Source organism: Aurantiacibacter luteus (genome assembly GCF_001010945.1).
In the GTDB taxonomy this organism is placed as follows: Bacteria; Pseudomonadota; Alphaproteobacteria; order Sphingomonadales; family Sphingomonadaceae; genus Alteraurantiacibacter; species Alteraurantiacibacter luteus.
Genome location: NZ_LBHB01000002.1, coordinates 1,019,532 through 1,044,253, shown reverse-complemented (window position 1 = coordinate 1,044,253; position 24,722 = coordinate 1,019,532). Strand labels below are relative to the sequence as shown.

Below are 24,722 nucleotides of genomic sequence, written 5' to 3'. Positions count from 1 at the left end.
GCGCTTGCCCCGCGCGGCATCGGACAGCTAAGGGACAGGAAAGGCGGCGTAAGGCCGCCCGATCACTTTATCGGATTGGCTGGCTTCGTGACTATGGACGGGAAAAACGTGCTCCGGAAAATCGGTCTTCTCATCGGCGTCGCGGCCTGCGGCGCGCTGGTGGTCTCGTGCGGCGGAGGCGGCGACGATACCGACCCCGAGGCGACCGCGACCAGCACCGCCAGCCCCACGCCGACGCCGACAACGGTGGTCGATTTCTCGCTCAGCACGCCAATCGACGCGACCAGCAGCAACACCGGCACCGTCTACGCCTATTTCACGCCGACCGGCGGGACGGAGACGTTCAACGATGCCAACCGCCTGCCCGGCACGGCCAACATCAAGCTGACCTTCGCGCCCGAGAGCGCCAGCTTCAGTTTCCCCGACCTGACCGAATCCGCGTTTTTCGCCGGCACCACGCTGACCAGCGCGACGGCCACGCAGCGCGTCTACACCGACGGCGCGCGGAAACTGACGCTGCAAGTGCCCTTCGCGCAGTCGCTGCGCGCGATCTACGAGATCGGCGGCCAGGCCTTCACCCGCGACACCACGGCGGGCACGCTGCGCAGCCAGCGCGTGGCGCTGTTCTTCAACACCGTCACCACCACCTCGGCGATCGCCAGCAACCTGACCTACACCGGCACCCCGCTGGCGGTGGGCGGCACGCCGGGCACCACTCCGCCAGGCGTCATCACTGCCCAACCTGTGACGCTGACGGTATCGTCGGGCACCACCAACACGATTACCGGCACGATCAACCTGTTCCAGACGATTAACGGCACAACCACGCAGGTCGGCTCGTTTGCGCTCAGCGCCACCGTCTCTGCAGCCGGCGGCTTTTCCGGCACGATCGACGACAACACCTACAACCTCGACGGCACCTTCGCCGGCTCGCTCAGCGGAGCGAACCGCGAGGAAGTGGTGCTGGTGTTCAGCGTCGCCAACACCACCGACAAGCGCAAGTATGTCGGCAGCCTGATCGGGGATTAGGCCGGTCAGATAGGGTCCGGTCAGGACCGGCCGCTGGCGATGGCGTAAGGGACGCGCGGCGGCATCGGCCGCCCGAACTTGTCCAGCACCGTGTTTGCGGCACGCGGAGCGTGCGCGCGCTCGAACCGGAAGCTGTCGCGCCGGTTGTCGGTGACGCAGGTAACATGCGGCGATGCGGGCTTGTGGCCGTCTTTCACGAGATTCCCCCCCGAATTGTGAAATGTGCCGGGAGGTTAGCCTGCGAGAGGTTACCGAACCCTTGCCGTGCGCCTGATTTTGCAACGGTTTACAGCACCCTCGGACGCGCCGCGGGGATCAGGCACCCTTCCACTCGCGCCGCTCCTCGGCGGCCTTGAGCACCTCGTAGGCGAGCTGCAGTTTCTGGAACTCCTCCGCCGCTGCCGCGTCGCCCGGCTTCACGTCGGGGTGGACCTTCTTCGCCCGCGCCCGCCACTCGCGCTTGATGGCGGCGAAATCGGCATCGGCCTCCAGCTCGAGCACCTCAAGCGCGCGCATCTCGTCGGCAGAGCGCGAACCGTCGCCGCTGCCGCCCCAGCCGTAATGCTGCGCCTCGGCATAGCCCGCGCTCTCGCTGCGTTCGGTCTTGGCGCGCGCCGCCGCTTCCTCCTTGTCGAGACCCTGGAAGTAGTCCCAGCCCTTGTTGTATTCGGCCGCGTGGCGCTGGCAAAAATACCAGCGGTCGATGCTGTTGGGGCTCTTGGGCGCGGGGCAGTCGCCCTTCTCCTCGCAGCCGTGGCGGTCGCACAGGCGCACGGGCGCGGCCTCTCGGCTGCTTTCGTACCCGCGCCAGCGGGGGAAGCCCCAGTCGGTCGAACGGGCCATCAGGATAGGGTGCCGGTGAGGCGCATGGGGACAGTATAGGCACTGCCCGCGCCCACGTGAACCGCCCGTTGCCCCAGTTCATGCATTCGATACACATTCGTGCAAATGCTGCGTTGCAATATGCCCTCGTCAGCCTACCTCGGCATCGACAGGTTGAAGGATTTTTCGCGTGAGCAAGCAGTTGGCCATCGCCGCATCGGCATCCATCTTTGCGATGGCCGCTTTCGCACTGTGGGCCTCGCCCGCGGCGCCCGGCGGCATCGCCAATGGCGCTAATGCAACGGGCGCGGAGACCTATGCCGCCGCGCCCGCGCTGGACCGGATCGTCTCCGGTCCGGTCGACCTTCTACGCTGATCAGCGAGTGATCATCACCGTTACCGCGCGGCGATTGCGCGCCCAGGCGCTCTCGTTGGTGCCGGTCGCCACCGGGCGTTCCTCGCCGTAGCTGACCGTGGTCAGGCGACCTTCCGGCACGCCCAGGCTGACGAGGTAGTTCTTCGCCGCGGTCGCGCGGCGTTCACCCAGGGCGAGGTTGTAGTCGCGCGTACCGCGCTCGTCCGCATGGCCTTCCACGGTGGCGCGGGCATTGGTGTACTGCAGCAGGTATTCGGCCTGCCGACGCAGCGCGACGGCATCCTCGCTGTCGATGTTGTAGCGGTCGGTGTCGAACAGGATGGTGTCCGCCCCCATCATGGCCTGCGCGAAATGCGACTGCGAGCCGGGACCGCCCATCGTGGTGTCGGTGCCCATGCCGGTGTTGCCGCCGGGGTTGGTGACGGTTTCCTCGGGCAGCGGCGGCGTACTCTCGGGCGGATCCTTCTTGCACGCGCCCAGCGCCAGCGCGCTGGCGAGGGTAAGGCTGATGACGATGCGGTTCATAGGGCTCTCCTTGGATCTTTGAGCAGGCGGGTGCGACCCCACGTAAGGTACAATGCGGTCAGGGCAGCACCGGTCCCCAGGCGGGGTCCGACGCGCCGACGGGCGTACGCAGCTGGCGTTCGTTCTCGCCGGTCAGGTCCACCTGCCAGATCGAGGGTTCGCCGCTGCCGCGCTCGGTGCGGAAGAACTGGATGATGCGGCCGTTGGGCGCCCAGCTCGGCGCCTCGTCGTGCCAGGCGTTGGTGAGCGTGCGCATGTTGCGCCCGTTGGGGCTCATCACCGCGATGTGGAAATCGCCGGCGATGTGGGTGAAGGCGATCTGGTCGCCGCGCGGGCTCCATTCCGGCGTGGCGCAGCGCCCGCCGAAGAAGCTGATGCGCCGTTGGTTCGATCCGTCGGCGTTCATCACGTAGCACTGCTGGCTGCCCGACTGGTCGCTCTCGAACACGATCTCGCGCCCGTCGGGCGAGTAAGAACCGCCAACCTCGATCGCCGGACCGTTGGTCAGACGTTCGGGGGTGCCGCCGCCCGCCGCGCTGACGCGGTAGATGTCGGTGTTGCCGCCGATGGCCATCGAATAAAGAATCCACCGCCCGTCCGGCGACCAGCGCGGGGCGAAGGTCGGGTTGGTGCTCTGCGTCACCAGCGTCTGGCGACCGGTATCGATGTGGTAGATGTAGATGCGCGGATTGCCGTCAACGTAGCTGAGATAGGCGATGCGCGAGTAGTCCGGCGAATAGCGCGGGGTGAGCGCGGTCGACTGGCCGTTGGTGATGAAGCGGTGGTTGGCCCCGTCGCTGTCCATGATGGCGAGCCGCTTCACGCGGGCATCGCGCGGGCCGGTCTCGGCGATGTAGGCGATGCGGCTGTCGAAGAAGGGGCTCTCGCCCGACAGGCGCGAATAGACGAGGTCGGCGCAGCGGTGCGCGGCGCGGCGCCATTCGCTCGGCTGCACGACCCAGCCCGCACGCGCCTGCTCCTGCTGCAACTGCACGTCGTAGAGGTAGCAGCCGACGGTCAGCCGACCGTCGGCATTGGCGCGGACGTAGCCCTGCACCAGCAATTCCGCGCTGCGGCCCTGCCAGGTGCTCCACGCGGGCGCGGTGATCTGGGCATAGGCGGGGCGCGGCAGAGCGTCGGGGCCGACCGGGCGGAACAGCCCATTGCTGCGCAAGTCGTTGTAGACGATGCGCGCCAGCTCCAGCCCCAGCGCGCCGGTGCCGCTGCTGCTGGCGGGCGTGGGCACGTCGGCATTGGTGGCGAAGCTGGCGATGGCGATGCCCAGCTCCTGCCAGGGCGTATCGTCGGTAACGGTGCCGGTCAGCGGGCCGTCGTCCTGGTCGACGGTGATGTCCTGCGGGACGGTGACCTCGCGATTGGCGGGATTGAGGTCGCTGGTCTGCGCCGCGGCGGGCAGCGGGGCGAGAGCGAGCGCCAGCAGCGCGATGAGAGAGGTCTTCATGATCATAGCCTTCGGTCGAAAGTCCATTCGAGGTCGTCCCAGCGGGAATAGAACTGGTCGGGCAATCCGCTGAAATCCGCAAGTTGCACGGCGCGGATCGCGCGGTCGCAATGCACCTGCGCCTGCGCGCGGTTGGCATCGTTGATGCCGCTCTGGTTGGTGCAGCGCGGGGTTCCGGCCAGCGTGCCGTTGCGATTGAGACGCCAGGCGACCGTGGTGACGAGCAGCTCGGCATCTACGCCTTGCGGCGCGCTCCAGTTGCGGCGCAGCTGGCGGGTGATGGCGCTGCGCAGGTCCGCCGCTTCGCTCGCGCCGAAGGTGGCGGCGGGCGAGCCGCGCGTGCCTTCGCTCGTCGGGCTGCGGCCGCTGAGGAAGTCGTCGCCCAGCCGGCTGCCGCCCGCGCGCGCGCTGGCGGACGGGCTCGGCGCCGGTGTCGGGCGCGAGGAAGCGCGTGGGCTGGGCGCAGGAGTGGGCCGAGAGGACGCGCGCGCACTGGGCGAGGGCGCAGGCGTGGGCCGGGCCGAGGCGCGCGGGCTGGGTGCGGGCGTGGGGCGCGCTGTCGGGCGGGCCGTGGGTTGCGGACGCGGCGCGGCGCTGGGTTCGGGCCGGGGTGCCACAGTGGGCTGCGGTCGCGGCGGCGGAGGCTCGGGCAAAAACTCGGCGGGCGGCTCGGGCGGTGCGGGCGTGTCGGAGATGACCGGTGCCATGCTCGCGGCGGGCTCGGCCGACGGGTCGGGCGCGGTGGATTCGAGACTGACGTCGGTCGCCAGGCTCACCTCGATGCGTTCGGGCGGAGGGATCAGCGGTTGCTCCATCCCCATGCGCGCCACCAGCAGCGCGACGAGCAGGCCGTGCGCCACCACCGCGGCGCCGATGCCGATGCGCTCTTCCGGGGAATAGTTGGCAAGGGCCTCCATCTCAGCCTTGGTCGGGCTCGGCGGCTGAACCGTCACTGACCGTGTCGGCAGGGGCCTCCGCGGCAGAGGTCGTGACCAGCGAGATGGCGCTGAACCCCGCGCGGTTGAGTTCGCCCATCACCGCCATCGCCCGGCCCCAGTCGATCGCGCGGTCGGCGCGCAGGTTGACCAGCGGACGCTCGGCCCCGGCCTCGCTCGCCAGCCGTCCGAGGACGTCGGGCAGCTCTCCCACCTCGACCCGCGCATCGTCGACATAGACGAAGCCCTCGCGGTCGATGGCGACGGTGATCTGGTCGGGCTGCTGGTCCAGCGGCTCGGCGCGGCTTTCGGGAAGGTCCACCGGGACACCGCTTGCCAGCAGCGGCGCGGTGACCATGAAGATGATCAGCAGCACCAGCATCACGTCGACGAAGGGCGTGACGTTGATCTCGGCCATGGGCGCGCGGCGAGAACCGCGCCCGCGCCCCCGCCTGCCGCCGCCTGCCATCTGCATCGCCATTACACGCGCTCCATGTCGCGGCTGACCTGCGCGTGGACGCGGTCGGCGAAGCGGGCGAGACGCGCCTCGAAGGCGTTAACGGTGCCCGACAGACGGTTGTAGGCGATGACCGCGGGAATCGCGGCGAACAGGCCCACGGCGGTGGCGAACAGCGCCTCGGCGATGCCCGGCGCGACGACGGCGAGCGAGGAGTTCTGCTGCAGGCCGATCTGGAAGAAGCTGTTCATGATGCCCCAGACCGTGCCGAACAGGCCCACGAAGGGCGCGACCGAGCCGACCGTGGCGAGGAAGTTCAGCCGGCTTGCCAGTACGTCGCTCTCGTGCGCGACCTGCCCGTCCATCATCTGCGCCACGCGGGCGCGCGCGGCATCGGCATCGCGGATGCCCGCCTTGTGCGAGCGGCGGAACTCGTTGATCCCGGCGGCGGCCACGCGGGCAGAGGGGCTGTCCTTTCGGCGGCGCTTATCGAGCAGCGGGTCGACGTCCTCGTTCGACCAGAACTCGTCCTCGAACGTGCTGGAACTGCGCCGCAGGTTCCTCATCCTGAGGGTGAAGCCGATGATGATCGCCCAGACCCAGATCGAGGCGATCAGCAGGCCCGCGATCACCAGCTGCACGACGATGTCGGCATCGGCGAACAGCTCGATCGGGTCGAGCCGTGTCGGCGCATCGGCGATGGCGTTTCCGGCGGTGGCAGCGAGCAGTTCGATCACGGTCATTCTGGGTCTTTCCGGGTGAAGTTGGCAAACGCCGCGCGCCAGCTTTCGGGCTGACGCTTGGGGCGTCCGTCGGCGGCGAGAAAGGCCGCTACGATCTCGATCTCGGCGAGCAGGTCCTCGCCGCGAAATACCTTCTGGAGCAGGCGGGCGCTGGCGGCGCGCACGTCCAGCGCCTCGGTTTCAACCCGCAGCACGTCTTCGAACCGGGCAGGCCGACGCCATTTGATCTGCGCCTCGGAGACGGCGTAATACCCCTCGCCCGCCTCGTGCGCGGCGCGCTGGTCGATGCCGAGCAGGCGCAGCAGGTCGCTGCGCGCACGCTCGCACCATTTCAGGTAATTGGCGTGGTAGGCGATGCCGGACAGGTCGGTATCCTCGAAGTAGACGCGCACCGGGAAGCTGTGGCGCGACCCCGCGATAAGTCCGGAGGGCAGTTGCAAGTCGGGCTGCATAGGTGACCCGCGCCTTAACGACAGCCGCGCCGCTTGCAAAACGCCGAACAGCATCAACCGTGGTTAACCGTCGACGAAGCGTTGCCGAGCGTTGCCGAGGCCTTGCCGAAGCCCCGTCAGCCTAGCGCGCCAGCATCGGTCCCAGCGGCCCGCCGCCGAACAGGTGCACGTGCAGGTGCGGCACTTCCTGCCCGCCGTTGCGGCCCACGTTGGCAAGCAGCCGGTAGCCGCGCACCGGCAGCCCTTGCTCGCGCGCGACATGGCCCACGGCGCGCACGAAGCCGGCGATCTCGTCGGCCGGGGCGCGCTCGGAAAAGTCGTCCCAGCTGACCCAGGGGCCCTTGGGGATGACGAGGATATGCACGGGCGCCTGCGGGGCGATGTCGTGAAAGGCGAGCGCGTGCTCGTCCTCGTAGACCTTGTTGCATGGGATCTCGCCGCGCAGGATCTTCGCGAAGACGTTCTGGTCGTCGTAGGGCAGGGTCGGGTCGATCGGCATCAGTCTTGTGTCCTCGCGGCTTTCTCGGCGAGGCCCGAAGTGCCCTCGCGGCGGTCCAGTTCGGCCAGCACGTCGGCGAGCTGCACGTGCCTGGCATCAAGCAGGACCAGTAGGTGGAACAGCAGGTCGGCGGCCTCGCCCGCCAGCTCCTGGCTGGTGCCGGACAATGCGGCGATCACCGTCTCTGTCGCTTCCTCGCCCAGTTTCTGCGCGATCTTGGGCAGGCCCTTGGCGTTCAGCCGGGCGACGTAGCTTTCGTCGGGCGAAGCGGCGCGGCGCTCGGCGATCGTGGCCTCGAGGCGGGTGAGCGTGTCCATCGCCCGGCGCAATGCCGGAGCGCGGGGCGGCAGGTCAAGCGGATTGGCTAGCTGTCGCGGTCGGCCTTGCGGCGTGCGAGGCGGCGGCCGATCATCACGCCTGCCGCACCCATCGCGAACAGCGTCATGCTCGAAGCCTCGGGCACCTGCGTCGCCTGCGCGGCGGCGGGGACGGCCACGGCGAGCGTGGCGAAGGCGGCAAGGACGAATCGCGCGGTCATGGCGCGGCAGTCTGCCATTTTGCCGCATTGCACAATCGCCGTTTGGGCGCTGTCCCGCTTCGGGACCGGCCGTCTGCAGGGATCAGGTCTGCCGTGCCGGGAGGCCCGCCTCGCGCAGGGCCGCGTGGGCCTCGGCGATGGTATGGGTGCCGAAATGGAAGATGCTCGCGGCCAGCACCGCGCTGGCCCCGCCCTTCGTCACGCCCTCGACCAAGTGTTCCAGCGTGCCCACGCCCCCGCTCGCCACCACCGGAATGCTGACGGCATCGGCAATGGCGCGGGTCAGCGCGAGGTCATAGCCCTTCTGCGTCCCGTCGCCGTCCATGCTGGTGACAAGCAGTTCGCCGGCGCCGAGTTCAGCGAGCCGCACCGCGTGTTCGAGCGCGTCGATCCCCGTCTCGCGCCGTCCGCCATGGGTGAAGATCTCCCACCGGCGCGGCTCGACCTGCCGCGCATCCACGCTGGCGACGGCGCACTGGCTGCCCATGCGATCCGCGATGTCGGCGACGATCTCGGGCCGGCGCACCGCGGCGGAGTTGACCGCCACCTTGTCCGCGCCCGCCAGCAGCAGCGCGCGCGCATGATCCACGCTGGCGACCCCGCCGCCCACAGTCAGCGGCATGAAACAGACCTCGGCCGTGCGGCGCACCATGTCGAGCAGCGTGCTGCGCCCCTCGTGGCTGGCGGAGATGTCGAGGAAGCACAGCTCGTCCGCGCCCGCCTCGCTGTAGGCCTGCGCCTGCTCCACCGGATTGCCCGCGTCGCGCAGGTCGACGAAGTTCACGCCCTTCACCACGCGCCCGTCGGCGACGTCGAGGCAGGGGATGACGCGGATGCGGACGGTCATTGCGCGTGGCTCGCCAGGAAGGCCGCCGTCGTGGAAACGGTGGCGACGACGGCGTTGACCATCGGCGCGTCGGGCCATTTCATCGCCCGCGCCAGCACGACGAGGACGACGTAGATCAGCGCAAAGACGACGAGGCCGATGAGCGCGACCTGCAAGTCACCGACAACGTAGCGCACGGCGAAGGAGACCAGCGCCCCGGCGAGCGCAGGCCACAGATGGCGTGAAACGCGCGCGCTCACCGACTGGCCATCGCTATCGCCGTCGCCAGGTCGAGCTTGCCTTCGTAAAGCGCGCGGCCCGTAATGACGCCTTCGATACCCTCGTCGGCGTGGATCGCGAGCATCCGGATGTCGTCGAGGCCCTTTACGCCGCCGCTGGCGATCACCGGGATGTCCACGCTGCGCGCGAGGTCGACGGTCGCCTCGACGTTGCAGCCTTTCAGCAGGCCGTCGCGGCCGATGTCGGTGAACAGCAGGCTGGCAACACCCGCGTCCTCGAAGCGGCGGGCCATGTCGCGCACCGGCACATCGGAGACCTCGGCCCAGCCCTCGGTCGCGACCATGCCGTCCTTCGCGTCCACGGCGACGACGATGCCGCCTTCCCACTCGCGCGCCATGGCCTTGACGAAATCGGGGTCCTTCAACGCCGCCGAACCCATCACAACGCGCGCCACGCCGAGCTCGAACCAGCCCTCGACCGCCGCCGCGTCGCGGATGCCGCCGCCGAGTTGAACGTAGCCGGGAAAGGCCGCGACGATGGCCTCGACCGCCTCGCGGTTCTCGGCGCGCCCGGCGAAGCTGCCGTCGAGATCGACCACGTGCAGGTGCCCCGCCCCGGCCTCGGCGAAAATCATGGCCTGCGCGGCAGGATCGTCGCCGTAGACGGTGGCGCGGGCCATGTCGCCCTCGGCCAGGCGCACCACCTCGCCGGCCTTGAGGTCGATGGCGGGAAAAACGATCATGGCCTCCACTCCAGAAAGCGTTCGAGCAGGCCCAGCCCGTAGCGCTGGCTCTTTTCCGGGTGGAACTGCACGCCGAGGATATTGTCGCGTGCCACGGCCGCCACCAGCCCACCGCCGTGGTCGGTCATCGCGGCCATGTGGTGGCCGTCCTCGGGCTGGAAGTGGTAGGAGTGAAGGAAATAGGCCTCGCCCTCCTCGATCAGCTCAGCTCCATCGTGGTGGCGGGCGCGCACCACGTCGTTCCAGCCCATGTGCGGCACCTTGATCGCGGGATCGGTGCGCTCGATCGGGCGGACCTCGCCGGGGATCCAGCCGAGACCGGGGCATTCGCCGTGCTCCAGCCCGCGGGTGGCGAGAAGCTGCATGCCGACGCAGATGCCGAGGAAGGGCACGCCGTCTTCAAGCACGCGTGCCTCCAGCGCCTCGACCATGCCGGGAATGCCCGTCAGCCCCTCGTAACAGGCGCGAAAGCTGCCCACGCCCGGCAGCACGATCCGCCGCGCACCGCGTACCAGCGCCGGGTCGGCGGTGACGGTCACCCGCCCCGCCCCTGCCGCCTTCAGCGCATTGTGGACCGAATGAAGATTGCCCGCGCCGTAATCGATCAAGGCAATGGCTTCAGTCATTTGGGGTCTCAGCCACCCAGCTGCCCCTTGGTGCTCGGCACCGCGCCGCCCTTGCGCGCATCCATTTCCACCGCCTGCCGCATGGCGCGGGCGAAGCCCTTGAACACGGCCTCGCAGATGTGGTGGTTGTTGCTGCCGTAGAGCTGCTGGACGTGCAGCGTCAGCCCCGCCGTCTGGGCGACCGAGTGGAACCAGTGCTCGATGAGCTCGGTATCCCATTCGCCCAGCTTCTCTTGCGTGAAGCGCACCTTCCACACGAGGTAGGGCCGCCCGGAGATATCGAGAACCACGCGCGCCAGCGTCTCGTCCATCGGCGAGTGTGCTTCGCCGTATCGGCCGATGCCGCCCTTGTCGCCGAGCGCATCGGCCAGCGCCTGCCCTAGCGCGAGGGCCGAATCCTCGGTCGTGTGGTGCTGGTCGATGTGCAGGTCGCCATCGCACTTCAGCGTCACGTCGATCAGCGAGTGGCGGCTGAACTGCTCGATCATGTGGTCGAGAAACCCGACGCCCGTGCTCACGTCGTAGGCGCCCGTCCCGTCGAGGTTCACCTCGACCGTGATGGCGGTTTCCTTGGTCCTGCGCTCGATCCTGCCTGTTCGCATGGGCTCGAGCCTATAGGCGGGCGGGCGCGGGGTGCAAGCGGGCATGGGCTTTCGGATGCCAAAGCCGATTGCCGCTTGATTTCGCCCGCGCACATGGCCACGAACGCCGCCATGAGCGAGACCGCGCCCGACAGCCTGATCCCCTACGACGAGATCGTGCAGGAGGCGCTGCGCGCCGTGGTGGGCCGCGTGCTCGGCTCGGTGGAGCAGACCGGCGGCGCGCTGCCGGGCGATCACCACTTCTACATCACCTTCAAGACCGCGGCGCCGGGCGTGGTCATCCCGCCCGCGCTGACCGCGCGCTTCCCGGACGAGATGACGATCGTCCTGCAGAACAAGTTCTGGGACCTGAACGTAACCGACACCGGCTTCTCGGTCGGGCTGAGCTTCAACCAGATCCCGTCGAAGCTCTCGATTCCCTTCTCCGCCATCACCGCCTTCGTCGATCCGGCGGTCGATTTCGGACTGCAGTTCCAGGCGTCCGTCGCCGACATCGAGCCCGCCGAGCACGAGGACGCGGAGAACGACGCGCCGGAACAAGGCGAGCGCCCGGACATTGCCAAGAGCGAGGACGGATCGAACGTCGTCACGGTCGATTTCGGCCGCAAGAAATAGACCGGCGGCACTCGTCCCCCGGCAATGCAGGGGCAGACGATGGCACGACGCAGCAGGCACATCACCGATCGCATCGCGAACAAGGTGAGCGAGACGCGCGACACGCTGGGGTATCACGGCCAGAACGACGTGCCCGGCCCCAGCACCAATCCGTCCACCAACCTCATCATCAACGACATCATGCTCCGCAGCGTCGGTCGCCTCGCGCGCATGACGGTGGAAAAGGCGATCCTGGGCAAGCGGTACGGCAGCCAGTTCGCGAAGGACGCGGTGGAGAACCGCTCGCTGATGCACACGCTGACAGCCTACGGGGTGACCAAGGTCGCCACCCGCTCAATTCCCGGCGCGGCTCTGGTCACGGGCGGCCTGCTGGTGAAGACGCTGTTCGATCGCAGCAAGTCGCTGCGCGCCTCGCGCCGCGCGGGCGACAAGGCACTGCGCGAGCAGGGCGAGGACTGACGGCTCCCCCGCCCCCGCACGGGGCTTGATTTGCCCGGCCCCCGCGCGCAAGCAGCCGCATGGCCGACCAGCATAGTCACAACCTCGCCCGCCGCGGGCTGATGTTCATCCTCTCCTCGCCCTCCGGCGCGGGCAAGACCACCGTCGCGCGCCGCCTGCTGGCCGAGGACGGGGAGATCGCCATGTCCGTCTCCGTCACCACCCGCCCGCCGCGCCCCGGCGAGGTCGACGGTAAGGATTATCATTTCGTCGACCGCGCCGAATTCGCCCGCATGGTCGAGGACGGCGAGATGCTGGAATGGGCCGAGGTGTTCGGCAACAACTACGGCACCCCCAAGGCGCACATCAAGGCAGGCCTGAAGGCCGGGCAGGACTTCCTGTTCGACATCGACTGGCAGGGCACGCAGCAACTCTACCAGCGCATGGAAACCGACGTGGTGCGCGTTTTCCTGCTGCCGCCCAGCATTGACGAGCTGGAAGACCGGTTGCGCGGACGCGGCACCGACAGCGAGCAGGTGATTGAGGGCCGAATGTCCCGCGCCCGCAGCGAGATCAGCCACTGGGACGGCTACGATTTCGTGGTAGTCAACGACGACATCGACGAATGTTTCGCCAAGGTCCGCACCATCCTCGATGCCGAGCGGATGCGCCGCGCGCGCCAGACCGGCCTCGTCGATTTCACCCGCGGCCTGATGCGGCAGGACCCCGGCTCGGCCTAGAAGCGGCGTCCCCAGCGGAACGCCACGCCGTGGTCCGCCGGGCGGCCCGCGAAGTGGCCGGGCTGGTGGCGATAGAACAGGCTCGCGCCCGCATCGCCGCCCCACAGCGCGCCCCGCCAAGCCAGCTCGCCGATCAGCTCGCGGCCCGAGGGCGTGAGGTCGAGCCGGTGCTCGGCGTAGGAAGCCGACAGGGTCTCGTAGCTCCAGTCCGACGGCAGCAGCAGGTTCACCCCGCCGCCCGATACGCGCAGCGGCTGCGACAGGCGCAGCGCCAGCGTGTCGTTCGGGGCAAAGGCCCCGGTGCGCGCCAGGTCGAGCGCCCAGGCGTTGCTGGCGAGCCGCGAGCCCGCACCCACGAGCGGCGCGTCGGCCAGCGTGGTGAAGCCCTGCCGCCACGATGCACCCAGACGCCAGCGGTCCGCCGGTCGCCAGCCGAGGTCGAGATCCATGAATAGCGTGTCGCTGCCTTCCAGCCCGAACCCTTCGTGGAAGCGCGCCCCGAGCACGGTGCGGTCCTCCGCCGTCCAGGTCAGGCCGAGCGCGGTGTCGAGCTCGCCGAAGCGGCGATCGAGCGCAAGGCCCAGGCTCGCCACATCCTCGTCCACCCGGCGACCGCGCATCTCGGCGGCGTGGCGCACGCTGGCGGCGGTGACGGTGGAGCCGCTCTCGCCGCTGACCGTCAGGCCCCAGTCGCCCAGCCGATGACGCAGGGCGAAGGCGGCATCGGTGCCTTCCAGCATCCCGGTATCGCGGCTGGTGCCAGCAATCATGAAGGCAGGGCGCTCCGCATCGCGCAACTGCGCCGCGAGACCGTCCGCGCCCTGGCGATAGGCCATGGCCAGCTCGGTGCGCGGCGAGAGCTGCACGGCCACCTGGGCCGCCAGCACGCGCGCCTGTTCGGCATCCTCCTCGCTCAGGCGGAGCGCGGCGATGCGCGGACCCTGCCGCCCGCGCGCGTCGATGGAAAAGGCCATGCTCGCCCGCTCGCTGCCCGCCGCGACGGAGCGCACCTGCTGTCCAAGCGCGCCGTAGAGCCGCGGTTGCAGCTCGGCGGAGGCAAGCGTGCCCGAAAGGTCGGTGGAAAAGGCCCGGCCATATTCGTCGGTGACGATCGTGGGCAGGCGCACGCGGGCAAAGGCATCGCCCATCGCCGTCGAGGCGACGCCGGTGCCGTCGCCCAGCGGCAGCGATGCGGTCTGCCCGGCGATGGCGGTCGCGCCGAGCGGCTGGAAGGCGCGGAACACGTCGAGGATGCCCCGGCCATAGACCGCGTCCGGCCCCGACGCGCCCGCATCGAACGCGCTGCGCAGCAGGATGTCGGTGATCTGCCGCCCGGTGAGGTTGGGAAAGGCCTGCGCCAGCAAGGCCGCCGCCCCGGCAATCTGCGGCGCGGCGAAGCTGGTGCCGGAGAAGAGGTAGGCGAACCCGTCGGCATCGACGTAAAGCTGCCCGTTCTCGTAGGTGCAACAGATCCGCTCGCCCCGCGCGGCGAGGTAGTAGGTCGGGTTGGCCCCGGCACGGTTCGAGAAGTCCGAAATGATGTAGCTCTCGCCCACTGAGCCTGCGATTATCAGCCCGCCGTTGCCCGCATCGACCATTGTGCGCCCGAAGGCCTCGAGCTCGGGCAGGCCCTCGTTGCCTGCCGCCACCACCATGAATACGCCCGAGTCCACCGCGCGGCGCACGGCGGCCGAGAGCCGGCTGGTGATCGGATCGGGCCCGCCGAGCGAGAGGTTGACGACCTTCGCCCCGTTGGCGACCGCGTAGTCGATCGAATTTGCGATCGCCGTGTCGGTGAAGGCGCAATCAGTGGTGGGATCGGCGGCATTGTCGCCGCCGCAGCTGTTCGGCTCGTCGGCGCGGATGGCGAGGACGGTGGAGCCCCATGCCATGCCGAGGATGCCGGTGTTGTCGCGCGCGGCGGCGGCCACCATGGCCACCAGCGTGCCGTGGTCGTCCGGCCCCTCTACCCCGCGCGTGCCATAGATGTCCTTCGACGCTGGCGAGAGACGACCGGCGAATTCCGGGCTGTCGGGATCGATGCCGGTGTCCACCACCGCCACGGTCACGCCCGCGCCAGTGCGCCCGCCGGCCCAGATGCTGGGCGCATTGTGCTGGCTCGGCCCGTCGGAATCGCGCAGCTCGCGCGTGTTGAACTGGCTCGGCACGGGTTGCAGCGGGAAGCTGCCGGTCGCCGGCGGCGGGGTCGGCGAGGGTGTCGGCGCCGGAGTTGGTGTGGGTGTGGGTGTGGGTGTGGGCGTGGGCGATGGCGTCGGGGCCGGCGCGGGCGGGGGGCTGCCGAGCACGGGCGGAGCGCCTCCACCACCACCGCCGCAAGCTGCCAGCAACGCCAGTGCCCCCAGCGAGGCACCCACGTGCCAGCTCTTGAGGCGCGAGCGCCCGCCATCCTGTCCCATTGCGCGATCCCTTCTTGTATCGCAGGAATGCTTGGCGCCACCCTAACGGTGGCTGAACCTGCCAGTGAACGCAACTTCCCGCCAAATGGTTGCGATCTTGTGCCCGCCCTCACCAGCGGCTAGCCGCAGGGCCGCATATCGCCACAGCCGCAGGAGAAGCGCCATGTCCGCCGAACTCGTTACCGTCATCGAGCAAGCCTGGGAGAACCGCGGCGAAGTCAGCGCCGCCGACAGCGAAGTGCGCAAGGCCGTGGACGCGGCGATCGACCTGCTCGACAAAGGCGAGGCGCGCGTGGCCGAGCCCGACGGCGCGGGCGGCTGGCAGGTAAACCAGTGGCTGAAGAAGGCAGTGCTGCTCAGCTTTCGCCTTTACGACAACCGGGTGATGGACGGCGGATCGGGGGGCAGCCCGGCCTTCGACAAGGTCTCCAGCAAGTTCGCCGGCTGGGGGCAGGACCGGTTCGAGGAAGCGGGATTTCGCGTGGTGCCCGGCGCCGTGGCGCGGCGCGGCAGCTACATCGCGCCCGGCACGGTGCTGATGCCCAGCTTCGTCAACATCGGCGCCTACGTGGGCGAAGGCACGATGGTCGATACCTGGGCGACCGTCGGCAGCTGCGCGCAGATCGGGCGCAACGTGCACCTCTCGGGCGGCGCGGGGATCGGCGGCGTGCTCGAGCCGCTGCAGGCCGAACCTGTCATCATCGGCGACGGCGCCTTCATCGGCGCCCGCGCGGAGGTGGCCGAGGGCGTGCGCGTGGGCGAAGGCGCGGTGCTTTCGATGGGCGTCTATCTCGGCTCGTCCACGAAGATCGTCGACCGCCAGACCGGCGAGGTCCACCGCGGCGTGGTGCCGCCCTATGCCGTGGTCGTGCCCGGCAGCCTGCCCGGCAAGCCGCTGCCCGACGGCTCACCCGGCCCGGCCCTCTACTGCGCCGTAATCGTCAAGACAGTGGACGCGCAGACCCGCTCCAAGACCGGCATCAACGAACTGCTGCGGGACTAAAGCCGGTAGGAACCAAGTCGCCGCCTTGCCCGTATCTCGTCCAAAGGGTCGAACGAGAAACAGGGAATACAAGGAATGAGCGAAGTTCGTAACGGCGAAATCCATATCGACGAGGAAGACGCGAGCGGCGGTGAGAAGTCCGGCGTTATGCGCTGGGTGCTGGCAATCAGCCTGATCGCGGCCGTCGTCGTCATGGGCATTATCGCCATGACCGGCGCGTTCTCGCAGGACGAGGCCGAAAGCAGCGCGCAGTACGATCCCGCCACGGAGGCACCCGGCTCCGCTGTCGGCGATATCGATTCCAGTGTCGTGGCCGACGAGGGCGATGCCAGTTTCGGGTCGGACGACACGGTCGAGAATGGCGTCCCGGTGACGGAGAACAACTGATGGCCAGTTCCAACAGCTATCGCAGCGGCCAGCACGTGAAGTGGGACTGGGGGAACGGCACCGCCAAGGGCCAGATCGAGGAACGCTTCGAACGCGAGGTGACGCGCACGCTGAAGGGCAGCGAAGTAACCCGCAAAGGCAGTGAGGACGATCCCGCCTACCTCATCAAGCAGGAGGACGGCGACAAGGTCCTGAAGCTCGGCTCCGAGCTAAAGGCCGACAGCTGATGCCCGCGCAGTCGAAGGCACAGCAGCGCGCCGCCGGGGCAGCGCTCTCCGCCAAGCGCGGCGAGACCAAGGTCGGCGACCTGCAGGGTGCATCGAAGGAGATGTACGATTCGATGAGCGAGGCCGAGCTCGAAGACTTCGCGTCGACCGAGCTCGACGGCCTGCCCGATCACGTGGACGATTGAACGCGATGGACGACGAAAAGAAGCAAGAGGTCTACGAGGACTTCCAGGAAGCCGTGAACATGGCGCCCAAGGAGCTCGAGAACTGGCTCGACACCGAGGAGTCGAAGTCGGTGGGCCAGAAGGACGGCGGCGGGGAAAGCACGGGCCACGCCTCGGGCCGCCGCATCGTCGAGATCAAGCGCACGAACAAGGCCGACCTCACCGACAGCCAGTACGAGCACATGCAAAAGGTCATAGGCTACGTTCACCGCCACAAGGCGCAGGGGCCCGACGGCGATGTCGAGGACAGCGACTGGCGCTATTCGCTGATGAACTGGGGCCATGACCCCATGAAGTCCGACTGACGCAAGGGCGGTGGCCGTCGCCTTCGACCTCGCCCGCTTCGTGCGCGCACAGGCCGGCGTCTGGTCCACCGCCCTGGGGGAACTGCAAGCCGGCGAGAAACGCAGCCACTGGATGTGGTTCGTCTTTCCGCAGGTACTCGGACTCGGCCTTAGCCAGAATGCCCGATTGTACGCCATCCACGGCATGGACGAGGCGCAAGCCTACTTGGGCCATGAATTGCTCGGCCCGCGTCTGAACGAGGCGACCGGTGCGATGTTGGCCCACGCCGGAAAACGCAGCCCGCTCGACATCCTCGGGCCCATCGATGCGCTCAAATTCAAGAGCTCGATGACGCTCTACGATGCCGTCTGCGGCGAAGGATGTCTGTTCGCAGAGGCGCTCGATGCCCTGTGTGACGGGCAGCGCGACCAGGCAACGCTCGACCGGATCGCAACCCAAGGAGACTGGCAATGACGGTGACCGCCCGCTGGAACGGCAAGGAAATCGCACGCAGCGACGATACGGTGGTGGTCGAAGGCAACCACTATTTTCCGCGCGCCGACGTGCGCGAGGACCTGCTGCAACCCAGCGATACCACCACGCACTGCCCGTGGAAGGGCGATGCCAGCTATTACTCGGTAGTCGGCGGGCAGGAGGTCAACACCGACGCGGCTTGGTTCTATCCGCAGCCCAAGGAGGCTGCCGAGCAGATCCGCGACCGCATCGCCTTCTGGAAGGGCGTCGAGGTCGTAGAGAGTTGAACGCGGCCCGGCTCATCGAGCAACTCGGGCTGGCGGCGCATCCCGAGGGCGGCTGGTACCGCGAGACTTGGCGCGCCGATGCCCCTCCGGGTGAGCGAGCCAGCGCCACGCTCATCCATTTCCTGCTCGGGGCCGACCAGCATTCGCACTGGCACCGGGTCGACGCGGCGGAGCTGTGGCTGTGGCAGGCGGGCAATCCGCTCGAGATCGCCACCAGCGAACCCGACAGCGGCGACGTCGAGCGCACGATCCTCGGGCCGGAGGTGCTGCAGGGCCATGCCTTGCAGGCCGTGGTCCATCCGGGCGACTGGCAGTCGGCGCGGCCGATGGCGGGCGCGCACGATTTCACCCTCGTCAGCTGCGTCGTCTCGCCCGGCTTCCAGTTCGAAGGCTTCACGCTAGCCCCGCCCGAATGGCGGCCCGACGCATAGTCTCGTCCGGCGCGGGAACCAAGGGCTTGCGCAAATCGCTCTTTTCCCGACACGAAACGGAGAACACGATGACCGACAAGGCCCCCACCAAGACCCTCGCCGATATTTCCGAGGATATGAAGGATATCGACTTCTGCATGCTCTCCAGCCGCGCGCAGGACGGCTCGATCGGTGCCCGCCCGATGAGCAACAATTCCGAAGTCGAATACGAAGGCACCAGCTATTTCTTCACCTACGACGATACGCGGATGGTGGAGGACATCGGCCGCGATCCGTCGGTCGGCCTCAGCTACGCCGGCAAGGCCGGACTCAAGGGCATCGTCGGTGCGCCGGGGATGTTCATCCACGTCGAGGGCGAGGCCAATATCGTCAAGGACAAGGCCCGCTTCGAGGAGCACTGGGTCAAGGGCCTCGACCGCTGGTTTCCGCAGGGCACGGATACGCCGGGCCTCGCCATGCTGGAAGTCGTCGCCAAGCGCGTCCACTACTGGGACGGCGAGGAAGAGGGCGAGGTCAAGCTGCCCGGCACCGCCGCTGCGTGACGCCGGAGGAGGCGATCGCCGCGCTGCTGCAAGCCCGCGCGGCGGACGCCACCATCTGCCCTAGCGAGGCGGCACGCCTGATGGCTGGCGCCGGGGGCGACTGGCGCACAAGAATGGACGACGTGCATGAGGCCAGCGGCAGGCTGGTTGATGCCGGTGACGTGGTTTTGAGCTGGAAGGGCCGCCCTCTGGCAAGGCCCGAAGGCCCGTATCGTATCGGCAGGTCGCGATGATCCGAAGCACTTTGCGCGCATTGCTCGCGCTCTTGTATGCCTATGCCGGTTATCGCCACCTGGTCGATCCCGCGCCGTTCCTGCGCATCACCCCTGGCTGGGTGCCCCTGCCCGGTCCGGTCGTCGCGTGGACGGGCATCGCCGAGATCGCGGGCGCGGTGGGCCTGCTCCAGCCGTTTTCCATTCGGCTGCGACAGGCGGCGGGCGTGGGGCTGGCGCTCTACGCGCTGTGCGTCTGGCCCGCGAACGTGAACCACATGATGATGGACATGGCGCGGCCCGACGGCGGCTGGGGCCTGGCCTACCACGTCCCGCGCATGATCGCGCAGCCGCTGGTGATCTGGCTGGCGCTGTGGACGGCGCGGGTGACGGACTGGCCCTTCGCTCGGCGCAGGCCTCAGTCCTCCTTGCCGCCCACGCCGTAATTGATCTGCGCGTTGCGGGTCTTCTGGAACTCGGGCACGCTCATGCCCTTCATCGCGGCGTAGATGTCGATGTTGCCGATGCCGGTGACGGCACCAAGCTTCTCCAGCATGAAGAAGATCACGCCGTAATGGATCATGCCGATCCAGTCGCGGCGGCGCACCAGGTCGCGCTCTTCCTCGCTCAGCCCGGCCCCCGCCATCGTCGCCTCCTCGTCGTCGCGGAAGGCGCGGCGCACGTCCGGGTCGGTCAGCGAATGGAGGAAATGGTTGAGGCGATAGCCCTTCACGCTGCGCTCGATGGTGAAGGGATAGGTGCCCGCCATGTCCTCCGCCCCGGCATAGTCGTGCCAGGCCCGCTCGCGCGTCACCTCGACCGGCTCGACCGGGGCATCCTGCGCGCGGTCTTCCAGGATCATGGTAGCGATGGGGCACATCGAGGGGAGGAAGTAGGTCTTGTGCGTCACCTCGACCTTCTCGCTCAGCGCACCGCGCATCATCAGCCACATGACGACCTCGGCGCCTTCCCAGCCGCCCAGCCTGGCGAGGTCCGCCACGGTCATGTCGAGCAGGCTCTCCGGGTCCTTTTCCAGCCGCTCCATGAACTCGTGGTCCCATTCGGGGTTGTTGAAACCGCATCCCTCGCCGTGGACCTGGTGGCTAAGCCCGCCGGTGCCGGCGATGGCGACCTTGATGTCCTTGGGATAACTGAGGATCGCCTGGCGCAGGCTGCGACCGAACTTCCAGAACCGCCGCGCGCTCGGAAGCGGGACCGTCAGCACGCCGCAGACCACGGGCAACAGCTTGCAGGCCCAGCCGGTCTCGCGGTCGTGATCGACCATCACGCTGAGCGGAGAGAAGGCCCCGTGGTCGAGGGCCTTGCCCTGGAAATAGCTGAGGTCGAACTCGTTGGCGACCATCACCCGGGCGACGTGCGCGGCGAAGTCCGGATCGCCCGCGATGGCCGGGATGTCACGCGGGCCTCCGCCCTCGTCGGCTGGGGCGAAGCGCTCTCCCACCCCCAGCGCGAAGTGGCTGTAGTGGTCGAAGAAGGCCGTCATGTGATCGTTGTAGATGTAGACGAGAACGTCGGGCGCCTTTTCGCGAAACCACGCCTGCACCGGCTCATAGCCCTTGAAGATCGGCTTCCAGACGGGATCGTCCTGCTTGCCGCCGTCCTTGGCAAAGGCAATGGTGGGAGTGTGCGACGTGGCGACGCCGCCAACGATGGTTGCCATGACAGGTCCTCGGGTTCTCGGTTCGCCGGCAACTATGCCACCGTTTTCCAAATGGCGAAACCTTCGGATATGCGAACCGCGGTGCGAAGAGCGCAAAAGGAAAGGGCGGCGCGCTCCTCGCGCACCGCCCTCGTCCGTTTCCGGAGGTTCGGAAAGACCGATCAGCTCATGTGCTTGGAGACGGCGCCCGTCATCTTGAACATGGAGATCTGGTCCTTGCCGATCACCGCGCCCAGCTTGGCGTCGGGGTTGATCATGCGCTTGTCCTTGGAATCCTGCAGGTTGTTGGCCTTGATGTGGTCCCACACCTTGCTGGTGACCTGGGCGCGGGTCATCGGGCCCTTGCCGACCACTTCTTCCAGTTCCGGCGTCAGGTTGACCGGCTTGTTGAGAGCATTGTTCTTGGCAGCCATTGGTACTTTCCTTTCAGTCAAAAAATCATGGAACGCAGCCTAGCACCGTTCATTCGGTGTCGTCGCTATCGTCCCAGTCGTAATCCCCGCCTTCTTCGCGCGCGTAAGTGCCTGTCAGCGTTGCAATTCCGATGACGTGGCCCGCCATCGCCGCTTCCAGGTCGCTGCGACTCGCGCCGGGCATCAGCGTCAGCGGCAGGTCGAGGGCGTAGAGCTGGAAGACATAGTCGTGCGCCTCGTGGCCGGTGGGCGGGTCGGGCAGCAGCCATTCGGAGTTGCCGAACGAATTCTTGCCGACGCGCGGCGGCACCTCACCCTCCAGCAGTTGGCCCTTTTGGGGGGCGAGACCCCAGACCAGCCAGTGGCAGAACGGCTCGGGCGTGGGGGAATCGGCATCCTCCACCACCAGCACCAGTTCCTGCGTGCCTGCGGGCGGCGCGCTCCATTCCAGCGGCGGGGCAACGGCGTCTTCCTCGTCCGCGGTGAAGCTGGGATCGAGCGGCTCGCCATCGGCAAAGGCCGCCGACTTCAGCGTGAAGCCGCCCTTGCCCACCAGACCTTCGTCGCCCAGCCGCGCCAGCACCAGCTTGCCATGCCCGGCACGCACGCCTCGCAGGAGCTTGCCGAGCCAGGCGGGTACGTGTTCGAGCATGGAAGGTCCTTCGAAAAATGCGGCATTTACGGATAGCGGGCCGCCGATGTGCCCATTGCGTCTGCGCATTGCAAGCGCCCTGTCCGTTCAGCCTGTCGAAGGAATCGGCGTGACATCACCGGCCCAGTTGCGCGGACCGCGCCGAGGGGCCCTGCCAGCTTGCCAGCACCGCGTGGCAGGCGTAGACAAGCTTCCGGTCTTGTCCGCACCATCGCTCTGAATTCAAAGGGTCTTTCATGCGCGCCTCGAAATTCTCCGCCTCGCTCGCCGTCATCGCCCTGCTCGCCGGCTGCGGCGGAGGGGGCGGCGGTGGAGGCAACACCGGCAACGTGCCTACGCCGACGCCAAGCTCGACGACGGCGCAGTGCTCGCTCTCGGCGCAGCAGGATTTCGTGCGCAACACGCTGGAGACGAACTACCTATTCCCCGAGCTGCTTGACCTCAGCGTCAACAAGGCCAGCTACAGCGACCTGCAGAGCTACATCGACGCGCTCGTCGCCCCGGCCCGCGCGCAGCAGCGCGACCGCTTCTTCAGCTATGCCACCTCGATCGCCGAGGAGACCGCGTTCCAGAACAGCGGCGCCAGCGCGGGCTTCGGCTTCCGCCTGCGCTACGACACCGACAACCGCCGGCTGTTCGTGATCGAGACCTTCGAGGGCACCGCGGCGCTGGCCGGCAACGTCGATCGTGGGACAGAGATCGTCGGCATCGGCACGACGGCCGCCAACATCGTCAGCGTCAACAGCATCTTCGCCAGCGGTGGCGCGGCTGCCGTCAGCGAAGCCCTGGGGCCGAGCACGGCGGGCACGACCCGCGTGCTCCGGATCATCGACCAGACCGGCGCAACGCGGGATGTCTCGCTGACCAAAACGGACTACGCGCTCGATCCCGTGTCCGACCGCTACGGCGCGCGGATCATTAACGACGGCGGCAAGCAGGTCGGTTACATCAACCTGCGCACCTTCTCGGTCGCCTCGGCGGAGACCGACCTCAATAACGCCTTCGCCCAGTTCCGCGCCGCCGGTGTGACCGAACTGATCATCGACCTGCGCTACAACGGCGGCGGGCTGATCCGCATCGCCGAACGCTTCGCCGACCTCCTGGGCCGCAACCTGTCGGGCCAGGTGTTCGAGCAGATCACCTTCCGCCCGTCGCGCGCGGCGGACAATTCCGTCTATCGTTTCGCGCCCAACGGCAATTCCATCGCGCCGACCAAGATCGCCTTCATCACCTCGCGCTCCAGCGCATCGGCCAGCGAACTACTGATCAACGGCATCAAGCCCTACGTCCGCGACATCGCGCTGATTGGCGACAACACCTTTGGCAAACCGGTCGGGCAGGAGGCCTTCGACCTCGCCGCCTGCGACCTGAGGTTCCGCGCGGTGACGCTGGAGGTTCGCAATTCGGAGAACTTCGGCGGCTATTATGCGGGCCTCGCACCGTTCGTGCCGACGACCTGCCGCGCCGCGGATACGCTGAACGCCCAGCTCGGCGATCCGCGCGAGACGCAGATCAGCGTCGCCCTCGATTTCCTCGCGGGCCGTTCGTGCACGCCGATCACCACGGGCACCGGCACGGCCGCCGTGCGCGACAGCGGGCTGCTGCTGCCCTCCGTCGGCGACCGGACCGCCACCCAGCACGAGGTGCCGGGCGCCTACTAAGGTGCATCAGGGGGCGGCGCCCAGATCATCGCCCTCGCGCCAGGCGCATCCCTGCCGTTGTTCGCCGCCCAGCTGCAGGGTGGCGACGAAGGGATAGGTGCGGTCGCTCATCCCGTCGGAGCACGCGCCGGGCGTAACGACGAGGTCTAGCTGGCGCGCGCCCATGGTGCCGCTGAACGACAGCCCGCCGCGTCCGGCGAAGCGCGTCACCGCCGCCGCCTCGCCCGCCTGGTTCTCCGGCGTCGTGTAAGTGAAGGTCCCACCCGCGATGGTCCCGCCCCAGAACGGTTCCGTCCCGACGAGGCGCAGCACCGCGCCCTCGGCGATCCCGGCATAGGGGCGGCTGTCCGAGCCGTCCCCCGGCACATCCTGCCCGGTGCCCGTTCCGGACCCGGTGCCACACGCCGCCAGCAGCGCGGTGAGGAGCAGCAAGAACGACTGGCGCATGGATAAACCCCCGTTAGCGTTAACCTTCTACCTGCCTCTCACCCGGAACCGATGGTCGCGGCAAGTTTTTATTATCCAAACCCTTCGCCCCGTCTGCCGGAGCCACAAGTGATGAATATCTCGCCCTGGATACTGGCCGCTGCCGTCGCGGTCCCGCTCGCCGGAGCCGTGGCCGGCCACGCAATGAGCACCGACCCCATCGGCGTCCGCTCTGACGTGACCGCCTCGCTGCCGCAGACCTCTGCCATCCAGGCCGGCGCCGCGGGCAACCCTACACGCGACCGGCTGCCCGATCACTACGCGATGGAGACCCCCGAAGGCCGCGTCGAGGTGGCCGAACTGGCGCTGCGCGGGCGCTATCGCGACCGCTCGCGCTGGGGACAGAGCGATCCCTATGCCGGCGATTACGACATCGATGCCGAGCTTGCCCGCATGGAGGCGCGCTGGAAGATCGAGGAGTCCGAGGCCAATGCCGCCGCCGCGCTCGATGCCCGGCAGCCGCAGCTGGCCCGCAGCGAACCCACGGTGCGCTATGCCCAGGCTCCGCACTACGCAGCCATGAGCGAGGCGCGCACGGGCGAGCCCACGGCCGACGTGATAGAGGTTCCCGCGCCTGCCGAGCCGGCCGCTTCGCCTTACGGCCGCACGATCGATGTCGGCGCGGTCCTGGCGATGGGCAATTGAGCAAGAGGCGTGTAATGCTCGCCAGGTC

39 protein-coding genes are annotated in these 24,722 nt (G+C 68.3%); 18 read left to right on the top strand and 21 right to left on the bottom strand.

What is annotated here, in order from left to right:
• Positions 1-108: 108 nt before the first annotated feature.
• Positions 109-1,029, top strand: a complete 921-nt coding sequence (locus AAW00_RS11585) for a hypothetical protein (protein ID WP_156170049.1) — start codon at positions 109-111, stop codon at positions 1,027-1,029.
• A gap of 20 nt (positions 1,030-1,049) precedes the next feature.
• On the opposite strand, the gene AAW00_RS15035 is transcribed toward AAW00_RS11585, so the two are convergent.
• On the bottom strand, positions 1,050-1,226 hold the full coding sequence (locus AAW00_RS15035) for a hypothetical protein (protein ID WP_156170048.1): 177 nt from the start codon (positions 1,224-1,226) through the stop codon (positions 1,050-1,052).
• Between the two features lie 118 nt (positions 1,227-1,344).
• Positions 1,345-1,872, bottom strand: a complete 528-nt coding sequence (locus AAW00_RS11580; protein ID WP_047004423.1) for a J domain-containing protein — start codon at positions 1,870-1,872, stop codon at positions 1,345-1,347.
• Between the two features lie 169 nt (positions 1,873-2,041).
• Here AAW00_RS11580 and AAW00_RS11575 point away from each other — a divergent pair, with 169 nt between their 5' ends.
• Entirely contained in the window at positions 2,042-2,227 is a 186-nt protein-coding gene (locus AAW00_RS11575) for a hypothetical protein (RefSeq protein WP_047004422.1), read from the top strand.
• Here AAW00_RS11575 and pal read toward each other — a convergent pair whose 3' ends face one another.
• The 14 genes from pal to hisB all read right to left on the bottom strand — a co-directional run bounded on the left by pal (position 2,228) and on the right by hisB (position 10,874).
• Positions 2,228-2,752 carry a peptidoglycan-associated lipoprotein Pal gene (gene pal, locus AAW00_RS11570; RefSeq protein ID WP_047004421.1) on the bottom strand — a complete coding sequence of 175 codons (525 nt, stop codon included), beginning with the start codon at positions 2,750-2,752 and terminating at the stop codon, positions 2,228-2,230.
• A gap of 58 nt (positions 2,753-2,810) precedes the next feature.
• Positions 2,811-4,214 (bottom strand): Tol-Pal system beta propeller repeat protein TolB, encoded by a 1,404-nt coding sequence (tolB, locus tag AAW00_RS11565; RefSeq protein WP_047004628.1) that lies wholly within the window; start codon positions 4,212-4,214, stop codon positions 2,811-2,813.
• 2 nt (positions 4,215-4,216) lie between these two features.
• Positions 4,217-5,131, bottom strand: a complete 915-nt coding sequence (locus tag AAW00_RS11560) for a hypothetical protein (RefSeq protein WP_047004420.1) — start codon at positions 5,129-5,131, stop codon at positions 4,217-4,219.
• A gap of 1 nt (position 5,132) precedes the next feature.
• Positions 5,133-5,630 (bottom strand): ExbD/TolR family protein, encoded by a 498-nt coding sequence (locus tag AAW00_RS11555; RefSeq protein WP_047004419.1) that lies wholly within the window; start codon positions 5,628-5,630, stop codon positions 5,133-5,135.
• The gene (gene tolQ, locus AAW00_RS11550; RefSeq protein ID WP_047004418.1) at positions 5,630-6,349 is read right to left on the bottom strand and encodes a protein TolQ; all 720 of its coding nucleotides are present in this window, start codon (positions 6,347-6,349) and stop codon (positions 5,630-5,632) included. The genes AAW00_RS11555 and tolQ overlap by 1 nt, the downstream gene beginning before the upstream one ends.
• The gene (locus AAW00_RS11545; RefSeq protein ID WP_047004417.1) at positions 6,346-6,801 is read right to left on the bottom strand and encodes a YbgC/FadM family acyl-CoA thioesterase; all 456 of its coding nucleotides are present in this window, start codon (positions 6,799-6,801) and stop codon (positions 6,346-6,348) included. Before AAW00_RS11545 ends, tolQ begins: the two co-directional genes overlap by 4 nt.
• 121 nt (positions 6,802-6,922) lie before the next feature.
• A complete protein-coding gene (locus AAW00_RS11540; RefSeq protein WP_047004416.1) occupies positions 6,923-7,300 on the bottom strand; it encodes a histidine triad nucleotide-binding protein in 378 nt (125 codons plus the stop codon).
• Positions 7,300-7,617: a phosphoribosyl-ATP diphosphatase gene (locus tag AAW00_RS11535; RefSeq protein WP_047004415.1), complete on the bottom strand. Its 318-nt coding sequence runs from the start codon at positions 7,615-7,617 to the stop codon at positions 7,300-7,302. The genes AAW00_RS11540 and AAW00_RS11535 overlap by 1 nt, the downstream gene beginning before the upstream one ends.
• Before the next feature lie 47 nt (positions 7,618-7,664).
• Positions 7,665-7,838 carry a PEP-CTERM sorting domain-containing protein gene (locus AAW00_RS15030; protein ID WP_162199428.1) on the bottom strand — a complete coding sequence of 58 codons (174 nt, stop codon included), beginning with the start codon at positions 7,836-7,838 and terminating at the stop codon, positions 7,665-7,667.
• Between the two features lie 82 nt (positions 7,839-7,920).
• Complete coding sequence (gene hisF, locus AAW00_RS11530; RefSeq protein ID WP_047004414.1) at positions 7,921-8,685, bottom strand: imidazole glycerol phosphate synthase subunit HisF; 765 nt, start codon at positions 8,683-8,685, stop codon at positions 7,921-7,923.
• Entirely contained in the window at positions 8,682-8,924 is a 243-nt protein-coding gene (locus tag AAW00_RS11525) for a hypothetical protein (protein ID WP_047004413.1), read from the bottom strand. Before AAW00_RS11525 ends, hisF begins: the two co-directional genes overlap by 4 nt.
• On the bottom strand, positions 8,921-9,646 hold the full coding sequence (hisA, locus tag AAW00_RS11520; RefSeq protein ID WP_047004627.1) for a 1-(5-phosphoribosyl)-5-[(5-phosphoribosylamino)methylideneamino]imidazole-4-carboxamide isomerase: 726 nt from the start codon (positions 9,644-9,646) through the stop codon (positions 8,921-8,923). The genes AAW00_RS11525 and hisA overlap by 4 nt, the downstream gene beginning before the upstream one ends.
• Positions 9,643-10,272, bottom strand: coding sequence for an imidazole glycerol phosphate synthase subunit HisH (hisH, locus tag AAW00_RS11515; RefSeq protein WP_047004412.1), 630 nt, complete (start codon positions 10,270-10,272; stop codon positions 9,643-9,645). The genes hisA and hisH overlap by 4 nt, the downstream gene beginning before the upstream one ends.
• Before the next feature lie 8 nt (positions 10,273-10,280).
• A complete protein-coding gene (gene hisB / locus AAW00_RS11510) occupies positions 10,281-10,874 on the bottom strand; it encodes an imidazoleglycerol-phosphate dehydratase HisB (RefSeq protein ID WP_047004411.1) in 594 nt (197 codons plus the stop codon).
• A gap of 111 nt (positions 10,875-10,985) precedes the next feature.
• Here hisB and AAW00_RS11505 point away from each other — a divergent pair, with 111 nt between their 5' ends.
• From AAW00_RS11505 to gmk, 3 genes are read left to right on the top strand one after another with little or no spacing between them, the layout of a single operon-like run.
• The gene (locus AAW00_RS11505) at positions 10,986-11,489 is read left to right on the top strand and encodes an SspB family protein (protein ID WP_047004626.1); all 504 of its coding nucleotides are present in this window, start codon (positions 10,986-10,988) and stop codon (positions 11,487-11,489) included.
• A gap of 39 nt (positions 11,490-11,528) precedes the next feature.
• Complete coding sequence (locus tag AAW00_RS11500; RefSeq protein ID WP_052761923.1) at positions 11,529-11,948, top strand: hypothetical protein; 420 nt, start codon at positions 11,529-11,531, stop codon at positions 11,946-11,948.
• A 59-nt stretch (positions 11,949-12,007) separates the two neighbouring features.
• Positions 12,008-12,667 (top strand): guanylate kinase, encoded by a 660-nt coding sequence (gene gmk / locus AAW00_RS11495; RefSeq protein WP_047004410.1) that lies wholly within the window; start codon positions 12,008-12,010, stop codon positions 12,665-12,667.
• Here the strand turns inward: gmk and AAW00_RS11490 are convergent.
• Entirely contained in the window at positions 12,664-15,084 is a 2,421-nt protein-coding gene (locus AAW00_RS11490) for a S8 family peptidase (RefSeq protein ID WP_156170046.1), read from the bottom strand. The genes gmk and AAW00_RS11490 overlap by 4 nt on opposite strands.
• Before the next feature lie 163 nt (positions 15,085-15,247).
• Here AAW00_RS11490 and dapD point away from each other — a divergent pair, with 163 nt between their 5' ends.
• The 11 genes from dapD to AAW00_RS11435 all read left to right on the top strand — a co-directional run bounded on the left by dapD (position 15,248) and on the right by AAW00_RS11435 (position 19,602).
• Positions 15,248-16,087, top strand: a complete 840-nt coding sequence (gene dapD, locus AAW00_RS11485) for a 2,3,4,5-tetrahydropyridine-2,6-dicarboxylate N-succinyltransferase (RefSeq protein WP_047004409.1) — start codon at positions 15,248-15,250, stop codon at positions 16,085-16,087.
• Between the two features lie 75 nt (positions 16,088-16,162).
• Positions 16,163-16,474 carry a hypothetical protein gene (locus AAW00_RS11480; protein ID WP_047004408.1) on the top strand — a complete coding sequence of 104 codons (312 nt, stop codon included), beginning with the start codon at positions 16,163-16,165 and terminating at the stop codon, positions 16,472-16,474.
• Entirely contained in the window at positions 16,474-16,701 is a 228-nt protein-coding gene (locus AAW00_RS11475; RefSeq protein ID WP_047004407.1) for a hypervirulence associated TUDOR domain-containing protein, read from the top strand. The genes AAW00_RS11480 and AAW00_RS11475 overlap by 1 nt, the downstream gene beginning before the upstream one ends.
• Positions 16,701-16,886 (top strand): DUF3008 family protein, encoded by a 186-nt coding sequence (locus AAW00_RS11470; protein WP_047004406.1) that lies wholly within the window; start codon positions 16,701-16,703, stop codon positions 16,884-16,886. The genes AAW00_RS11475 and AAW00_RS11470 overlap by 1 nt, the downstream gene beginning before the upstream one ends.
• 5 nt (positions 16,887-16,891) lie before the next feature.
• Positions 16,892-17,230 carry a DUF3140 domain-containing protein gene (locus AAW00_RS11465; protein ID WP_047004405.1) on the top strand — a complete coding sequence of 113 codons (339 nt, stop codon included), beginning with the start codon at positions 16,892-16,894 and terminating at the stop codon, positions 17,228-17,230.
• A 10-nt stretch (positions 17,231-17,240) separates the two neighbouring features.
• Complete coding sequence (locus AAW00_RS11460; protein ID WP_047004404.1) at positions 17,241-17,684, top strand: DUF1810 domain-containing protein; 444 nt, start codon at positions 17,241-17,243, stop codon at positions 17,682-17,684.
• On the top strand, positions 17,681-17,971 hold the full coding sequence (locus AAW00_RS15305; protein WP_047004403.1) for a DUF427 domain-containing protein: 291 nt from the start codon (positions 17,681-17,683) through the stop codon (positions 17,969-17,971). The genes AAW00_RS11460 and AAW00_RS15305 overlap by 4 nt, the downstream gene beginning before the upstream one ends.
• Positions 17,968-18,402, top strand: a complete 435-nt coding sequence (locus AAW00_RS15300) for a cupin domain-containing protein (RefSeq protein WP_047004402.1) — start codon at positions 17,968-17,970, stop codon at positions 18,400-18,402. Before AAW00_RS15305 ends, AAW00_RS15300 begins: the two co-directional genes overlap by 4 nt.
• A gap of 68 nt (positions 18,403-18,470) precedes the next feature.
• The gene (locus AAW00_RS11445; protein WP_047004401.1) at positions 18,471-18,944 is read left to right on the top strand and encodes a pyridoxamine 5'-phosphate oxidase family protein; all 474 of its coding nucleotides are present in this window, start codon (positions 18,471-18,473) and stop codon (positions 18,942-18,944) included.
• Complete coding sequence (locus tag AAW00_RS11440) at positions 18,941-19,177, top strand: DUF3253 domain-containing protein (RefSeq protein ID WP_047004400.1); 237 nt, start codon at positions 18,941-18,943, stop codon at positions 19,175-19,177. The genes AAW00_RS11445 and AAW00_RS11440 overlap by 4 nt, the downstream gene beginning before the upstream one ends.
• The gene (locus AAW00_RS11435; RefSeq protein ID WP_047004399.1) at positions 19,174-19,602 is read left to right on the top strand and encodes a DoxX family protein; all 429 of its coding nucleotides are present in this window, start codon (positions 19,174-19,176) and stop codon (positions 19,600-19,602) included. The genes AAW00_RS11440 and AAW00_RS11435 overlap by 4 nt, the downstream gene beginning before the upstream one ends.
• Here AAW00_RS11435 and AAW00_RS11430 read toward each other — a convergent pair.
• The 3 genes from AAW00_RS11430 to AAW00_RS11420 all read right to left on the bottom strand — a co-directional run bounded on the left by AAW00_RS11430 (position 19,575) and on the right by AAW00_RS11420 (position 21,902).
• Positions 19,575-20,837 carry a gallate dioxygenase gene (locus AAW00_RS11430; RefSeq protein WP_047004398.1) on the bottom strand — a complete coding sequence of 421 codons (1,263 nt, stop codon included), beginning with the start codon at positions 20,835-20,837 and terminating at the stop codon, positions 19,575-19,577. The genes AAW00_RS11435 and AAW00_RS11430 overlap by 28 nt on opposite strands.
• Positions 20,838-20,998: 161 nt before the next feature.
• Positions 20,999-21,250 (bottom strand): SWIB/MDM2 domain-containing protein, encoded by a 252-nt coding sequence (locus AAW00_RS11425; protein WP_063265978.1) that lies wholly within the window; start codon positions 21,248-21,250, stop codon positions 20,999-21,001.
• A gap of 49 nt (positions 21,251-21,299) precedes the next feature.
• Complete coding sequence (locus AAW00_RS11420) at positions 21,300-21,902, bottom strand: YbhB/YbcL family Raf kinase inhibitor-like protein (protein WP_047004623.1); 603 nt, start codon at positions 21,900-21,902, stop codon at positions 21,300-21,302.
• A 236-nt stretch (positions 21,903-22,138) separates the two neighbouring features.
• Between AAW00_RS11420 and AAW00_RS11415 the strand changes: the two genes are divergently transcribed.
• On the top strand, positions 22,139-23,563 hold the full coding sequence (locus AAW00_RS11415) for a S41 family peptidase (protein WP_047004396.1): 1,425 nt from the start codon (positions 22,139-22,141) through the stop codon (positions 23,561-23,563).
• A 6-nt stretch (positions 23,564-23,569) separates the two neighbouring features.
• Here the strand turns inward: AAW00_RS11415 and AAW00_RS11410 are convergent, their stop codons facing one another.
• A complete protein-coding gene (locus AAW00_RS11410; RefSeq protein WP_047004395.1) occupies positions 23,570-24,010 on the bottom strand; it encodes a COG3650 family protein in 441 nt (146 codons plus the stop codon).
• A 111-nt stretch (positions 24,011-24,121) separates the two neighbouring features.
• Here AAW00_RS11410 and AAW00_RS11405 point away from each other — a divergent pair, with 111 nt between their 5' ends.
• Positions 24,122-24,694 carry a hypothetical protein gene (locus tag AAW00_RS11405; protein WP_047004394.1) on the top strand — a complete coding sequence of 191 codons (573 nt, stop codon included), beginning with the start codon at positions 24,122-24,124 and terminating at the stop codon, positions 24,692-24,694.
• Positions 24,695-24,722 lie beyond the last annotated feature (28 nt).

Coding starts and splice junctions, on each gene's coding strand:
- hisF (WP_047004414.1), bottom strand. CDS start 8,685: ATGACCGTCCGCATCCGCGTCATCCCCTGCCTCGACGTCGCCGACGGG.
- hisA (WP_047004627.1), bottom strand. CDS start 9,646: ATGATCGTTTTTCCCGCCATCGACCTCAAGGCCGGCGAGGTGGTGCGC.
- AAW00_RS11430 (WP_047004398.1), bottom strand. CDS start 20,837: ATGGCAACCATCGTTGGCGGCGTCGCCACGTCGCACACTCCCACCATT.
- AAW00_RS11405 (WP_047004394.1), top strand. CDS start 24,122: ATGAATATCTCGCCCTGGATACTGGCCGCTGCCGTCGCGGTCCCGCTC.
- AAW00_RS11580 (WP_047004423.1), bottom strand. CDS start 1,872: ATGGCCCGTTCGACCGACTGGGGCTTCCCCCGCTGGCGCGGGTACGAA.
- tolQ (WP_047004418.1), bottom strand. CDS start 6,349: ATGACCGTGATCGAACTGCTCGCTGCCACCGCCGGAAACGCCATCGCC.
- AAW00_RS11465 (WP_047004405.1), top strand. CDS start 16,892: ATGGACGACGAAAAGAAGCAAGAGGTCTACGAGGACTTCCAGGAAGCC.
- AAW00_RS11500 (WP_052761923.1), top strand. CDS start 11,529: ATGGCACGACGCAGCAGGCACATCACCGATCGCATCGCGAACAAGGTG.
- AAW00_RS11470 (WP_047004406.1), top strand. CDS start 16,701: ATGCCCGCGCAGTCGAAGGCACAGCAGCGCGCCGCCGGGGCAGCGCTC.
- AAW00_RS11505 (WP_047004626.1), top strand. CDS start 10,986: ATGAGCGAGACCGCGCCCGACAGCCTGATCCCCTACGACGAGATCGTG.
- dapD (WP_047004409.1), top strand. CDS start 15,248: ATGTCCGCCGAACTCGTTACCGTCATCGAGCAAGCCTGGGAGAACCGC.
- hisH (WP_047004412.1), bottom strand. CDS start 10,272: ATGACTGAAGCCATTGCCTTGATCGATTACGGCGCGGGCAATCTTCAT.
- AAW00_RS11445 (WP_047004401.1), top strand. CDS start 18,471: ATGACCGACAAGGCCCCCACCAAGACCCTCGCCGATATTTCCGAGGAT.
- AAW00_RS11410 (WP_047004395.1), bottom strand. CDS start 24,010: ATGCGCCAGTCGTTCTTGCTGCTCCTCACCGCGCTGCTGGCGGCGTGT.
- gmk (WP_047004410.1), top strand. CDS start 12,008: ATGGCCGACCAGCATAGTCACAACCTCGCCCGCCGCGGGCTGATGTTC.
- AAW00_RS11490 (WP_156170046.1), bottom strand. CDS start 15,084: ATGGGACAGGATGGCGGGCGCTCGCGCCTCAAGAGCTGGCACGTGGGT.
- AAW00_RS11545 (WP_047004417.1), bottom strand. CDS start 6,801: ATGCAGCCCGACTTGCAACTGCCCTCCGGACTTATCGCGGGGTCGCGC.
- AAW00_RS11560 (WP_047004420.1), bottom strand. CDS start 5,131: ATGGAGGCCCTTGCCAACTATTCCCCGGAAGAGCGCATCGGCATCGGC.
- AAW00_RS11480 (WP_047004408.1), top strand. CDS start 16,163: ATGAGCGAAGTTCGTAACGGCGAAATCCATATCGACGAGGAAGACGCG.
- AAW00_RS11415 (WP_047004396.1), top strand. CDS start 22,139: ATGCGCGCCTCGAAATTCTCCGCCTCGCTCGCCGTCATCGCCCTGCTC.
- pal (WP_047004421.1), bottom strand. CDS start 2,752: ATGAACCGCATCGTCATCAGCCTTACCCTCGCCAGCGCGCTGGCGCTG.
- AAW00_RS11475 (WP_047004407.1), top strand. CDS start 16,474: ATGGCCAGTTCCAACAGCTATCGCAGCGGCCAGCACGTGAAGTGGGAC.
- AAW00_RS11540 (WP_047004416.1), bottom strand. CDS start 7,300: ATGCCGATCGACCCGACCCTGCCCTACGACGACCAGAACGTCTTCGCG.
- AAW00_RS11555 (WP_047004419.1), bottom strand. CDS start 5,630: ATGGCGATGCAGATGGCAGGCGGCGGCAGGCGGGGGCGCGGGCGCGGT.
- AAW00_RS11435 (WP_047004399.1), top strand. CDS start 19,174: ATGATCCGAAGCACTTTGCGCGCATTGCTCGCGCTCTTGTATGCCTAT.
- AAW00_RS11535 (WP_047004415.1), bottom strand. CDS start 7,617: ATGGACACGCTCACCCGCCTCGAGGCCACGATCGCCGAGCGCCGCGCC.
- hisB (WP_047004411.1), bottom strand. CDS start 10,874: ATGCGAACAGGCAGGATCGAGCGCAGGACCAAGGAAACCGCCATCACG.
- AAW00_RS11425 (WP_063265978.1), bottom strand. CDS start 21,250: ATGGCTGCCAAGAACAATGCTCTCAACAAGCCGGTCAACCTGACGCCG.
- AAW00_RS15305 (WP_047004403.1), top strand. CDS start 17,681: ATGACGGTGACCGCCCGCTGGAACGGCAAGGAAATCGCACGCAGCGAC.
- AAW00_RS11420 (WP_047004623.1), bottom strand. CDS start 21,902: ATGCTCGAACACGTACCCGCCTGGCTCGGCAAGCTCCTGCGAGGCGTG.
- tolB (WP_047004628.1), bottom strand. CDS start 4,214: ATGAAGACCTCTCTCATCGCGCTGCTGGCGCTCGCTCTCGCCCCGCTG.
- AAW00_RS15030 (WP_162199428.1), bottom strand. CDS start 7,838: ATGACCGCGCGATTCGTCCTTGCCGCCTTCGCCACGCTCGCCGTGGCC.